The sequence below is a fragment of the Treponema denticola genome (genome assembly GCF_024400535.1).
Lineage (GTDB): Bacteria > Spirochaetota > Spirochaetia > Treponematales > Treponemataceae > Treponema_B > Treponema_B denticola_C.
This window is the reverse complement of the sequence record NZ_CP038800.1, coordinates 2,652,916-2,664,389: the sequence shown is the minus strand read 5'-3', so window position 1 is coordinate 2,664,389 and position 11,474 is coordinate 2,652,916. Positions and strand designations below refer to the sequence as shown.

Sequence of the window (11,474 nt, the reverse complement as noted above, 5' to 3'; positions counted from 1 at the left end):
GATATAAATAAAATCCGTTTTTATGATTTTTTTCAAAAATCCATTTGATGTAAAAATTTATCTTAATTTATTTACTAAACCTTGATTTTTTTGTATTATGTAGACCTTAAGCTTTCAGCTTAAGCAGGAGACTCTATGAGACTTATCATAAAAAACAATTATGAAAATTGTTCAAAATGGACTGCCGATTATATCTGCAATAAAATTATCGAATTTAAACCTACAAAAGAAAAGCCCTTTGTTTTAGGACTTCCGACGGGTTCTACTCCCTTAGGGGTTTATAAGGAACTTATAAAAAAGCATAAAGAAGGTATTCTATCCTTTAAGCATGTAGTTACCTTTAATATGGATGAATATGTAGGCTTGGAAGCCGCCCATCCTCAAAGCTATCATTATTTTATGATGGATAATTTTTTTAATCACATCGACATTGAGCCTAAAAACATTCACATATTAAACGGAATGGCCAAAGATAAGAAAAAGGAATGCGAGGACTACGAAAAGGCTATCCGCTCTTACGGGAAAATCCATTTATTTTTAGGCGGAATAGGGGCAGACGGTCACATAGCTTTTAATGAGCCCTATTCTTCATTAACCTCCCGCACAAGAGAAAAAACCTTAACGCGGGATACCATCATAATGAATTCACGCTTTTTTGAGGGAAATGAAGCCCTTGTTCCAAAGACAGCCTTGACTGTTGGCATCGGCACGATTATGGATGCCGAAGAAGTTCTTATAATGGCAACAGGGCACGCTAAGGCTGAAGCTGTTCATCAAGCAGTAGAGGGGGGGGTAAGCCATGTTTGGACTGTAAGCGCTTTACAACTTCATCCTAAATCCATTATAATCTGTGATGATGCTGCAACAGATGAACTTAAAGTAAAAACCGTAAAATACTTTTTGGATATCGAAAAAGGAAAATAGAAACTGATGTATCAAGAAAACAAGCACCGACTTCAAACTATTTCGTTCTTCGTATTACTTGCAGGAATGTTGATTCTTGTGGGTAAATTATTTTTGCCATATGCAAGCGTTTTATTATGGTCGGCAGTAATTTATGTTTTGGTAAGGCCCTTATATAATAAGATACTATCCAAAATGAATAAAGAGAAAAAGACTTTCCCGATAAAAAAAAGATTGCTTGCAGGCAGTTTTGCAATAATAACGGTTCTAGTTGTGGCAGGTGTTTTGTTTTTTGTGGTGATAAAAATATTCGGGCAAGGAAAAATCCTTGTTCAAAATATTCAAAGCTTTTTAGAAAACATAAACAATGCAGAGTCCGGCTTTTCAAAAAACGATATAGCCGCAGCTGTAAACCGTTTATCTATGGGAACGGTAGATATTTCCAACCTTGATTTGCAAAAAGAATTTTTAAGCCTTTTATCTTCTTCTTCGGATAAAATATTGCGGTATGCAACAAGCCTTGTAAAAAATGCCGGTTCGTTTTTTTTATCCCTTGTTTTTTTTGCCTTTGCTCTTTACTTTTTTTATGTAGACGGAGCTTATCTTTTTAGCTTATTAAAACATGCCATTCCTATAGAGAATGAAACATCAGACAAACTTTTTTCTAAAATAGGCGAAATTACAACCAATCTTTTTAAGGGACTTTTTTTGGTTTCGTTTTATCAAGGTCTTGCATCTTTTATAGTTTATCTTATATTCGGTGTGCAAAGTGCACTCTTGCTTGCAATTCTAACCTTTTTTAGCACATTTTTACCCCTTGTCGGCTGTGGCCTAATTTGGTTTCCTGTAGGAGTCGGGCTATGCTTTACGGACGGCCTTGCAAAGGGTCTTATCTTTTTGGTTGTTGCAGGTTCGATAATCAGCTTTATGGATAACTTTCTACGCCCCTTCTTTTTAAAGGATAGAATAAAGATACATCCTCTTTTAATCTTTTTTTCAATGCTGGGCGGAGTGAGTATGTTTTCATTTGACGGTATTATTTTGGGGCCGATGATTGTAATCTTGTTCTTTACGATTTTGGATATGGCCTTGGACATAGAAGAAGAAAAAAAATAAAATGATAAAGACAGTTTTGAGCATTTAGTATAAGGAGAAATTTATGATAACGGAAAAAACTATTTTGCCGCATAAGGCCTTGTTTAATGAAAACGGAGATATAGAAACTCATAAGCGTAAGATGATTGGAGGAAACACCACCAACCTAAACGATTTTAACAATATGAAGTATTCATGGGCAAGCGATTGGTACCGTCAGGCTATGAATAATTTTTGGATACCCGAAGAAATAAATATGACCACCGACGTACAGGACTACCGAAAATTATCGGCTCCCGAAAAAACGGCCTATGATAAAATTCTTTCTTTTTTAATTTTCTTGGACAGTATTCAAACTGCAAATCTTCCCAACGTCGGCCAATATGTAACAGCTAACGAGGTGAACCTATGTCTTACCATTCAAGCCTTTCAAGAAGCCGTTCACTCGCAAAGTTACAGTTATATGCTCGACACAATTTGCTCTCCCGAAGAACGGACGGAAATCTTATATCAATGGAAAGATGATGAACATCTTTTACGCAGAAACAAATTTATCGGCGATTTATACAATGAATTTCAAACAGATAAGAGTGCTCTTGCCTTTTTAAAGGTCTGCGTTGCAAACTATATTTTGGAAGGTGTCTATTTTTATTCCGGTTTTATGTTCTTTTATAATTTGGGAAGAAACAATAAGATGCCCGGTTCTGTTCAGGAAATCCGTTATATCAACCGAGATGAAAATACGCATCTCTGGCTTTTCCGCTCGATGATACAGGAACTTCAAAAAGAAGAGCCGCAGCTATTTACTCCGCAAAATGTCGAACTTTTTAGGGGAATGATAAAAGAAGGCTGTGAACAAGAAATAGCTTGGGGAAATTATGTTATAGGAAACGACATTCCCGGGCTTAACAGTCAGATGATTACGGACTATATTCAATATTTGGGAAACCTCAGATGCGAAAACCTCGGTTTTGCACCCATTTATGAAGGGCACAGGCAAGAACCTCAATCTATGAGCTGGGTCAGTCAGTATAGCAATGCGAATCTGATTAAGACCGACTTCTTTGAAGCCAAATCCACCGCCTATGCAAAATCATCGGCGATGGTAGATGACTTATAAAAAGATAAAGCTCTTTAATTAAAGCTCTTCCGCCATGCGGCAGGGTTGCCGGGACCGACCCATTTATTAAGTTGGAATCCGTTTTGAAGGCTTAAAGTGATAAACTTTTTTGCTCTTCTTACGGCTTCATAAGGTTCAAGGCCTATGCCTAAGCCTGCGGCGATGGCTGCGGCCGTTGTGCAGCCTGCTCCATGTGTCCACCTTGTATCGATAAGCCCGCCTTCCACTTTTAAAAATTGTTCGCCGTCATAAAAAATATCTATAGACGATTGTTCCCCGTTCAACTTGGGTCCGCCCTTTATAAAGACATAGGGAACACCCATTCCGTGAATAATCTTGCAGGCTTCTTTTATTTCTTCGATTGTAGAAGGCGTCGGCATTTTTGCAATCTGTCCCGCTTCAAAAAGGTTCGGCGTAATAAGCTTTGCCAAAGGCAAAAGTTTTTTTATAATGAGATTATTAAGCTCGGGGTTTAAGGCAAGGTCTCCGCCCTTACAAACCATTACAGGATCCAGTACATAATTTTCTACATTATATTTTTTTAAGTATTCGGCAGAAAGTTCAACTGCATAATTTGTTGCAAGCATTCCCGTTTTTGCAGCGTTAACGCCTATGCCCTTAAAAATTGTTTCAAGCTGGGCTCTTATGGTTTGCTCGTCGAGAGGAAAAACTTCATGTCCCCACTCTTTATCTGGATTCATCGTTGCAATTACCGTAACGGCAGCCATTCCGTATACACCGTACTCCTGAAATGTTTTTAAGTCGGCTTCCAAGCCGGCCCCTCCGGATGCATCCGATCCGGCAATTGTTGCAAGTTTTATCATAGTAATCTCCTATAAAAACTTTTTGCAAGGATTATTAAATCCTGAAAAGAGTTTTTTCACGCAGTTTGTTTACAAACTGCATACAATAATGCGATGTTTTGTACTCAAGGTACAAAACTCGCAGATAAACAGTGAGGCTGAATTTCTGCCGAACTGTTTATCATATCTCCTAGTGGGTGGAATTATAACATTTTCTTTGATGTTTGTCTTGAGGCTAAGAAATTCAATTATACTTCTTTAAATTCAAAAACCTTATCGCAAAGAGCAAAAGATTTTTTGCGGTGAGTTATAAAAAGGATAATTGAATGAGGGAAAGCCTTACGCAATGCTTCGATAGACTGTGTTTCCCTTACTTCATCAAGACCCGAAAGAGCTTCATCTAATATTATAATTTTAGGTTCTTCTTTAAGGGCAAAAAACCTTAACAACACCACCCTTTGTTTTTGTCCCAACGAAATATTTGTTCCTTCAGTTTCCAAATTAGTTTCAAGCGAAAGGTTATCGCTTTCATCAAAAATAGAATCAAAGACTTCTTTTGTAATATGAGCATCTTCGGTAAGTTCGGCATTTTCTTTAACCGTACCTTGAAAAATTATAGACTTATCGTTTATGTAAAAAATATTTCCGTTAAGAGAATCGGGGTTTAAGGTTTTGACCTCCTTACCTCCGATATAAGCGGCAGCCGTTTCGGAATATAAAAGTCCTGAAAGAATTTTTAAGGCAGTACTTTTACCTAAACCTGATGGGGCGGAAATACCGTAAAGTCCCGCCGATGAAATATCTACATCGGTTTTAATGTTTATGTCTTTACTTTCAAAAGAATGTTTTATATCCTTTAATAAAATGGAGTTAAAGTTTTCGGCTTTATTGTGCCCTGCCAAATCGGCGGCAAATTCTTTTTTTATCTCATCAACCAGTTTCTTTTTTTCGTTAGAATTTAAAATTGCCATACGCAGGTCGGCAAGATTTTGTACCGGTTCAATAAAATGCCCTACATACATATAAAACGAAATTATAGCACCCAATGTAGTTTTTCCGTATTTCATTAGTATAAAACCGGCGACTAAATTTACAAGAGGTAAAGAGGTGTACAAAAATCCGTTTATGTCCCGATAAAGCCGCTGATAAAATTCTTCCGATTTTTCCACCTTTAACATATCTCTTCTTACCTTTGTTAAGGATGTTTTTATTTTCTTTTCGGCAGAAAAAATTTTTATATCTAAAAAACCTTTTAAGGCTTCACCTAAATGCAAAAGAAATTTTTCGGAGGCTAAAGAACTTTCTTTCGAATACTTCATAATGTTTTTTCTTACAAAGCAGCCTATAAGATATATCAGCGGAATAAAAAGAGAAGTTAAAAGTAAGAGCTGCCAATTTAAATATAAAAGAACACAAACAGCCACTACAAACATCATAATATTATTGACAAGCATTACAGGGCTTATCCCATAAAGAGAACCCAATTTATAAGGTTCATTGGCTATACGGTTTAAAAGTTTTTCATTATTAAATGTACCGGCTAAATTAGACTTTGCACTTAAAAACTCGTCAAGAAGAATTTCGGTTTCTGCAGCAGCAACAATATTTTTTGCCGTATTAAAATTATAGTTCCAAACAAAATTAAAAATTTTTTGAACAAAGATAATGATAAAACAAATTATTATGGTTCTAAATACTTCGGGTGAAAACCCCTTGTTTAAGTCATCTATTATTTTCCCTAAAAGCAATGGAATCGCAGCAGAGCATGCAAGCGGAATAATTGAAAGTAAGACAATTTTAGCATGTAATTTAAAATAAGATTTTTTATACAACATAGACAGCTCCTGTTATATTATATTATATTATATAGTGTTGTCAAGCTCATTTTTAAAGTATTCCCAGCCTCTCAACCGATTCTATTATGCCGCCGCCGATGATATAATTGCCGGCATAAAAAACTGCGGCTTGTCCTTCGGCGACGGCTTTTTCAGGCTCTATAAATTCTACCTTAAATTTCCCTGTATGTTTAAAGTCCTCATTTTTAAGCGGAATCAATTTTGCCTTTTCCTTTTGTTGACGGTACCGTGTTTTTATCTCAATATCGATTTCTTTATCTATTGTTTTTTTTGAGATTATATTTACCTTTGAGGCGATGAGGCTTTCGGCAAAGAGTTCTTCATCCTTGCCTACAGTAACCGTGTTCGCCTTTGCATCTTTTTTTACAACATAGACGGGATAGCCCATCGCGATTGCAAGGCCCCGTCTTTGACCTATGGTGTAATATTGAAGCCCTTTGTGGCGGCCTATTTCATTTCCCATTGTATCAACAAATTTTCCTTCTTTAAAAGAACCCGCAGCAAGGGCGTTTATTACCCTTGTATAATCGTCATCTGGAACAAAACAGATGTCTTGGCTGTCGGGACGGTGAGCATTTATAAGACCGGCATCTTCGGCTATGCTTCTCACTTTTTCTTTGGTAAAATCTCCTAAAGGAAAAATAGAACGGGAAAGCTGTTCTTGAGTAAGAAGTGCTAAAAAATAGCTTTGGTCTTTTTGAGCATCCTCAGCCTGTCTTAGTAAAAATCTTTCATCGCCTTCAATTTCGGTTTTTTCTATTTTTGCATAATGGCCTGTTGCAATTTTATCGAAGCCGTCCTTTAAAGCTTGTTCCAAAAAAAGGCCGAATTTTATTTTGCTGTTACATATAAAGCAGGGATTCGGCGTTCTTCCTTGTTTGTACTCTTCTACAAAGTAGTCGATGATTTCAGCCTTAAAAGTTTCCCTCATATCGTATACGATGTGCTTTATACCTAGCTTGGCTGCAACTTTTTTTGCATCTTCAATATCATCGGTCTGCTCTTTATAAATACCGGATAGTTTCGGTAAAAGCTGCATCGTAACTCCTGTAACATCATAGCCTTGATCTATCAATAGTTTTGCTGCAACAGCGGAATCAACCCCTCCGCTCAAACCAACAAGCACCTTCATCAAGCTTAAAGTCCTCTTAAAATTTTTTCTGGGTTTAAAATCATGGCACATCCCTGTTCTGCTAAATCCCTTTCAAGGGCAATACGGTTTTCGATTTTTTTTATGCTTGTAATTTCAGCTGTTTTTGCAGAACCGATTATCCTTCTGTTTAACTCGGTGCCGCAAAAAGAAACGGCATCGATTTTTATTTTTTCGATATAGTTGTCAATAAAAATTTCGTTTTGATAAACCGGATCTTTTATATTTTTAATAAGAAAATCTTTTGCAAAAACATGGAAGAATTTAAATAGATTGTTTTTTGCGTCTTCAAGCCAAGATAAAAAGTCCGTTCTTTGCTTTTCTTCATCAACAAAAAGAGGCGAATATTTTGCATAGCCTTGAGCAAAAATAAAATGAGCAAGGACATTTCCAAGGTCATAGGCTATTGGGCCGTAAAAGGCGAATTCGGGATCGATTATTTTTATCTTTGTTTCTTCATTTTCATTTTTTACAAAGATAGAACCCGAATGCAGATCCCCGTGAATAAGCCCTTGAGGATAGTTATTGAATTTTTCTTTTAAGGCAGCAACCCTTGCAATAAGGTTTAAATCTTCATAAAACTTTTTTTTAAGCCAGTCTGCATTTTCGGGGAGCAAAATATTTCTTTGCCTTACATCCTTATAAGGATGAGTAAAAACCAAGTCTTCAGTAATTTTACAAAGATCGGGATTATAAAATTTGGCTGCGGCTTGGAATTTTTTTTGATAAGCTAAAACCAAATCTGTGGAAGGCAGGCTTGTGTCCACAATAAACCGAGCAATCAGTTCTTCAATTCCGTAAAATATTTTTCCGGCCATTAATTCCATTCTTAAATTAGAATAAGAACCGATGTCTTCCATTATGATTGCAGCCATAACCGGATCGGCATAAATTATTTTCGGAGAAAAACCGGGAGCACATTCGTTATACAGTTTTAAAACTTCGGCTTCACGGATGCTCCTATCCGGATTTAAATATCCGTCGGGGCGCACCCTCGTTTGAACATCAGCTTGTTTTAAAATAAGAGATTTTTTTGTGTTCGTGTCAAAAATGCGGTAGACATAATTTATATTTCCGTCCCCTATTTCCTCGCAAACTAAATTTTCATTCGAATCAAAAAAATTACTGTGCTCAAAGACATAATCGATTATATCATCGCCTTCCATCTTGTAATGGGAACTAAACCGCATCCTGCCTCCGTTTTAATAATGCAAACCTATCCCGATAAAAATTTCGGAAACAGGTTTGCCGTCACGTTTTGCATAACCGTCTTTATTGTTTATTTCTCTTAAATCATGTCCGTAACTTATGCGTGTATAAATACTTCGCATTTTGATCGGATACATTATTATTTCTAAACCGCCCGAATACCAGCCGTATTTCGGATTGTAATAGGTATTGGTATTTTTATCATGAACCAAGGCCATATCAAAAAACGGTACTATGTGCAGCTCAAAGCCGAAAAAACGGGTCCATTCAACACCGGTAATTTCTTCCCATTTAAAAACGCCTATTTTTATAGGTACATCAAAATTAAAACTAAAGGCCGTATCCGTTTCAATTCGGTTATTTAAAATACCGCGCAAAATTTTTCCGGTATGTTCGCTTGATGTTTTTCCGAATAGATTATAAAAAAAATCGAACCTTCCGTATAAACCTATTCGGTCTAAAAAAGAATAGAAGCCCTTTGTTTCCAAATTAAAAGAAATATCTACATTACCTTTTTTATAAGTGTTATATTTATAGCTATTATCAAGATTTACCGTAAAGCCTTGTCTAAAATTATTTATCCAGTTTACCTTGCCCATTCCAAAGCTATGCGACCAATTAATGTTTAAGCCTTTTTTATTTTCCTTGGTAATTTTTGTAAATTTCCAATTACCGTCTATACCAAAATAAGGAGTCCATTTGATTGTGCCCAATGTTTGATTTTTATATATGTCAAATGTCAGCGATGTATAAAATCCGTTTTTAAGATAATAATCCTTTTCCGATGGAGAAGCTGATACATTTATACTTTGTGTGATGCCTGCCGTTAAAGTGAGCCAATCAAGGCCAAACTTATATGAAGCACTTAAGCCTGTTTCAATATTTAAACCGAATTCTTTGTCCTGATTTATACTCAAACCGGCTTCATTAAACAATACAAGTTTAACGGGATTGACATAAAAGGGTAATGCAAACTTTGTGCCTAATGAAAAAGATGATTTATCATTGTTATCTTTATTATATATTAAATCAATAGTGAAAGGTTCGAGTCTGCCTAAAAAATTAAAATCTTTTAATTTTAGTTTAAATTCAAACCCCTTGTTTGAATCGAAACTAGGGTAGGGGAGGGCTATAACATTCCATGTATCTTTAACATATATTTTAAGCTTTACAGGAATAATATTGTTTTTCGGTTCTAAAAATTCAAAACTAATTTCATGGCTTTCAATTGTCCTCATGTTATGGAATTCAGTATTAAGCTCTGAAATATATGCTTCGAATTCTTCTTGCGAATAAAATATTCTTTTTTTGTCTACCTGTATTTTATCTGCTAAAGGAGCTTCTTTTGTAAAACCGTTTATTATATATTCTACATTTTCAATTTGATAAGATACGGTAACTTGATAATCATCGAATATATTATCCATATCTTGAGTATAAATATTAATTAGAAAAAATAAGCATAATAGGGCCGTTAAAAACAATCGTTTGTGCATTTTAATTCCGTCATAATTTTTTTTGGACAGTTTATTTATTGTGAATAAAACTGCCGTTATTGTAATTTTAGTTTTGAATCGTCTTCAATTATTTTTTGAGCATTTGATTCCATATAAGATTTAACTGAAGCCGCTATTTCCTTATCATAAAGTGAAAAAATTCTTGCAGCAAGGAGAGCCGCATTTTTAGGCTCCAACACCAAGGCCGGAGAAATACCCGAGGGCATCCTAAGAGAAGAATAAATATCTGCTCCTCCAAAGCTGTCGGAGTGAGGAGGACAGGCAATCGTCGCACCTTTTACAAAACCGTCCACAAAGCCTGAAAGAGCATTGCTCCTTCCTGCAATAGTGATATAAAGTTTCGGCCTATTAAGAGCTTCATATTCTTTTAGAATAGAAATAACATGCTCCGCCGTTTTATGAGCCGAGCCTATTCTTATAGCATACTCGATTCCAAAGCTCTTTAACTCCGAAGCTATTTTTTCTGCATGGCCCATATCTGAAGATGAACCCATAAGTATTATTACAAGAGGTTTCACATTAAGCCTGCCTTTTTTAAGTTCTTTACTATGCGCTCTTCAACCGGATATTCTCCCGGAACAAATTTAGATTTTGTCAGTTTTTCGTAAGCAGTAATATAAAGCTGAATAGCCTCATTCCAGACATTTTCATCGAGTTCTGGGATTTCTCCGTCGCCTCGGTAGCCTTTTGCTGCATAGGCCATTCTCACAAATTCCTTGTCAAAGTTTTCCGGCTCCTTCCCTTCCTTTAATCTTTGTTCGTAAGTATCGAGTTTCCAATAGCGTGAAGAATCGGGGGTATGAACCTCATCTATTAAAAGAATATTATTATCCTTATCTACACCGAATTCGTATTTTGTATCTACTAAAATCAAGCCCGCTTCTTTTGCACTTTTTTGGCCGCGTGCAAAAAGGGCAAGGGCCGCTTTTTGTACAAAGTCCCATTCTTCTTTTGACAGATAACCTTGCGAAACAACCTCATCGCAGGTAAGTCTTTCGTCATGACCTGTAGGGCCGCCCTTTGTGGTAGGCGTTATAATCGGCTTAGGAAGTGCCTGATTTTTTTTCAAGCCTTCAGGAAAATCATATCCGTATATATTTCTTTCACCTAAAGAATATCTGTACCAAAGGGCTGTAGATGTTACGCCTGTAATATACCCCCTTACTATGACCTCTATCGGAAGCGGTTTTACTTCAGTTACGATAATGCAGTTAGGATCAGGACAAGATATTATGTGATTTTTGATTATGTCCTTGGTATTTTCAAACCACCAAAGAGAAAGCTGGTTTAAAACCTGCCCCTTGTATGGAAGGGCTGTAAGAACCCTGTCAAAGGCAGAAATTCTGTCTGTGGTTACAATCAAGCGTTTCCCTTCTTCGGGAGAGTACCAATCCCTTACCTTTCCTGTTTGTTTTGAAGGGAGAGGTAAATTAGATTCTCTAAAAGCTGCATTTCGTGAAATCATTTTAAACTCCTTAGGTTAATTTACACCGTCCAAGTATATATGAAGATTTATAAATTTTCAAGTATCGTGTATATTTCTACACGGAAATCAATTTTACTAAAAACTGCCGATAATGTAGGTATGGAAATAGAAAATATATTTGATTACTTTAACGACATCAAAATAATAAGCAATTACGACGGATATTTTTACAGCGTAAATGAAGCTTTAAAAATATTACTACTTGGACTTTGTACCGTAAAAACATTAGAGAAATACACGAATGGGCAACTGCCGACATTATAAAAGATAGGCTCAATAAAGAATCTGGCATAAAAGATACCTTGCTATTATTGGCTAACCTGTCTACTTAAATT

The 11,474-nt window shown here is 36.0% G+C and carries 11 protein-coding genes; 4 read left to right on the top strand and 7 right to left on the bottom strand.

Annotated features, from left to right (window positions below):
• Window positions 1-135 precede the first annotated feature (135 nt).
• The 3 genes from nagB to E4N78_RS12610 are packed head-to-tail and all read left to right on the top strand — an operon-like array spanning window position 136 to window position 3,118.
• A complete protein-coding gene (gene nagB, locus E4N78_RS12620; protein ID WP_010694105.1) occupies window positions 136-924 on the top strand; it encodes a glucosamine-6-phosphate deaminase in 789 nt (262 codons plus the stop codon).
• A gap of 6 nt (window positions 925-930) precedes the next feature.
• On the top strand, window positions 931-2,019 hold the full coding sequence (locus E4N78_RS12615) for an AI-2E family transporter (protein ID WP_255810890.1): 1,089 nt from the start codon (window positions 931-933) through the stop codon (window positions 2,017-2,019).
• A gap of 43 nt (window positions 2,020-2,062) precedes the next feature.
• Window positions 2,063-3,118, top strand: coding sequence for a ribonucleotide-diphosphate reductase subunit beta (locus E4N78_RS12610; RefSeq protein ID WP_255810889.1), 1,056 nt, complete (start codon window positions 2,063-2,065; stop codon window positions 3,116-3,118).
• A gap of 14 nt (window positions 3,119-3,132) precedes the next feature.
• Here the strand turns inward: E4N78_RS12610 and thiD are convergent, their stop codons facing one another.
• The 7 genes from thiD to E4N78_RS12575 all read right to left on the bottom strand — a co-directional run bounded on the left by thiD (window position 3,133) and on the right by E4N78_RS12575 (window position 11,118).
• Entirely contained in the window at window positions 3,133-3,942 is an 810-nt protein-coding gene (thiD, locus tag E4N78_RS12605; protein ID WP_255810888.1) for a bifunctional hydroxymethylpyrimidine kinase/phosphomethylpyrimidine kinase, read from the bottom strand.
• A gap of 227 nt (window positions 3,943-4,169) precedes the next feature.
• Window positions 4,170-5,756: an ABC transporter transmembrane domain-containing protein gene (locus tag E4N78_RS12600; RefSeq protein ID WP_255810887.1), complete on the bottom strand. Its 1,587-nt coding sequence runs from the start codon at window positions 5,754-5,756 to the stop codon at window positions 4,170-4,172.
• 52 nt (window positions 5,757-5,808) lie between these two features.
• A complete protein-coding gene (gene mnmA, locus E4N78_RS12595; protein ID WP_255810886.1) occupies window positions 5,809-6,909 on the bottom strand; it encodes a tRNA 2-thiouridine(34) synthase MnmA in 1,101 nt (366 codons plus the stop codon).
• A gap of 5 nt (window positions 6,910-6,914) precedes the next feature.
• Window positions 6,915-8,117: an S-methyl-5-thioribose kinase gene (gene mtnK / locus E4N78_RS12590; protein ID WP_255810885.1), complete on the bottom strand. Its 1,203-nt coding sequence runs from the start codon at window positions 8,115-8,117 to the stop codon at window positions 6,915-6,917.
• 12 nt (window positions 8,118-8,129) lie between these two features.
• Window positions 8,130-9,632: a hypothetical protein gene (locus E4N78_RS12585; RefSeq protein WP_370644955.1), complete on the bottom strand. Its 1,503-nt coding sequence runs from the start codon at window positions 9,630-9,632 to the stop codon at window positions 8,130-8,132.
• A gap of 56 nt (window positions 9,633-9,688) precedes the next feature.
• Window positions 9,689-10,171, bottom strand: a complete 483-nt coding sequence (gene purE / locus E4N78_RS12580) for a phosphoribosylaminoimidazole carboxylase (protein WP_255810883.1) — start codon at window positions 10,169-10,171, stop codon at window positions 9,689-9,691.
• Complete coding sequence (locus tag E4N78_RS12575; protein WP_255810882.1) at window positions 10,168-11,118, bottom strand: phosphoribosylaminoimidazolesuccinocarboxamide synthase; 951 nt, start codon at window positions 11,116-11,118, stop codon at window positions 10,168-10,170. The genes purE and E4N78_RS12575 overlap by 4 nt, the downstream gene beginning before the upstream one ends.
• A gap of 39 nt (window positions 11,119-11,157) precedes the next feature.
• Between E4N78_RS12575 and E4N78_RS12570 the strand changes: the two genes are divergently transcribed.
• Window positions 11,158-11,403, top strand: a complete 246-nt coding sequence (locus E4N78_RS12570; RefSeq protein WP_255810881.1) for a hypothetical protein — start codon at window positions 11,158-11,160, stop codon at window positions 11,401-11,403.
• Window positions 11,404-11,474 lie beyond the last annotated feature (71 nt).

Excerpts from the sequence above, each read along its gene's own strand:
- nagB (WP_010694105.1), top strand. The coding sequence starts at position 136 with ATGAGACTTATCATAAAAAACAATTATGAAAATTGTTCAAAATGGACT.
- E4N78_RS12615 (WP_255810890.1), top strand. The coding sequence starts at position 931 with ATGTATCAAGAAAACAAGCACCGACTTCAAACTATTTCGTTCTTCGTA.
- E4N78_RS12610 (WP_255810889.1), top strand. The coding sequence starts at position 2,063 with ATGATAACGGAAAAAACTATTTTGCCGCATAAGGCCTTGTTTAATGAA.
- thiD (WP_255810888.1), bottom strand. The coding sequence starts at position 3,942 with ATGATAAAACTTGCAACAATTGCCGGATCGGATGCATCCGGAGGGGCC.
- E4N78_RS12600 (WP_255810887.1), bottom strand. The coding sequence starts at position 5,756 with ATGTTGTATAAAAAATCTTATTTTAAATTACATGCTAAAATTGTCTTA.
- mnmA (WP_255810886.1), bottom strand. The coding sequence starts at position 6,909 with ATGAAGGTGCTTGTTGGTTTGAGCGGAGGGGTTGATTCCGCTGTTGCA.
- mtnK (WP_255810885.1), bottom strand. The coding sequence starts at position 8,117 with ATGCGGTTTAGTTCCCATTACAAGATGGAAGGCGATGATATAATCGAT.
- E4N78_RS12585 (WP_370644955.1), bottom strand. The coding sequence starts at position 9,632 with ATGCACAAACGATTGTTTTTAACGGCCCTATTATGCTTATTTTTTCTA.
- E4N78_RS12575 (WP_255810882.1), bottom strand. The coding sequence starts at position 11,118 with ATGATTTCACGAAATGCAGCTTTTAGAGAATCTAATTTACCTCTCCCT.
- E4N78_RS12570 (WP_255810881.1), top strand. The coding sequence starts at position 11,158 with ATGAAGATTTATAAATTTTCAAGTATCGTGTATATTTCTACACGGAAA.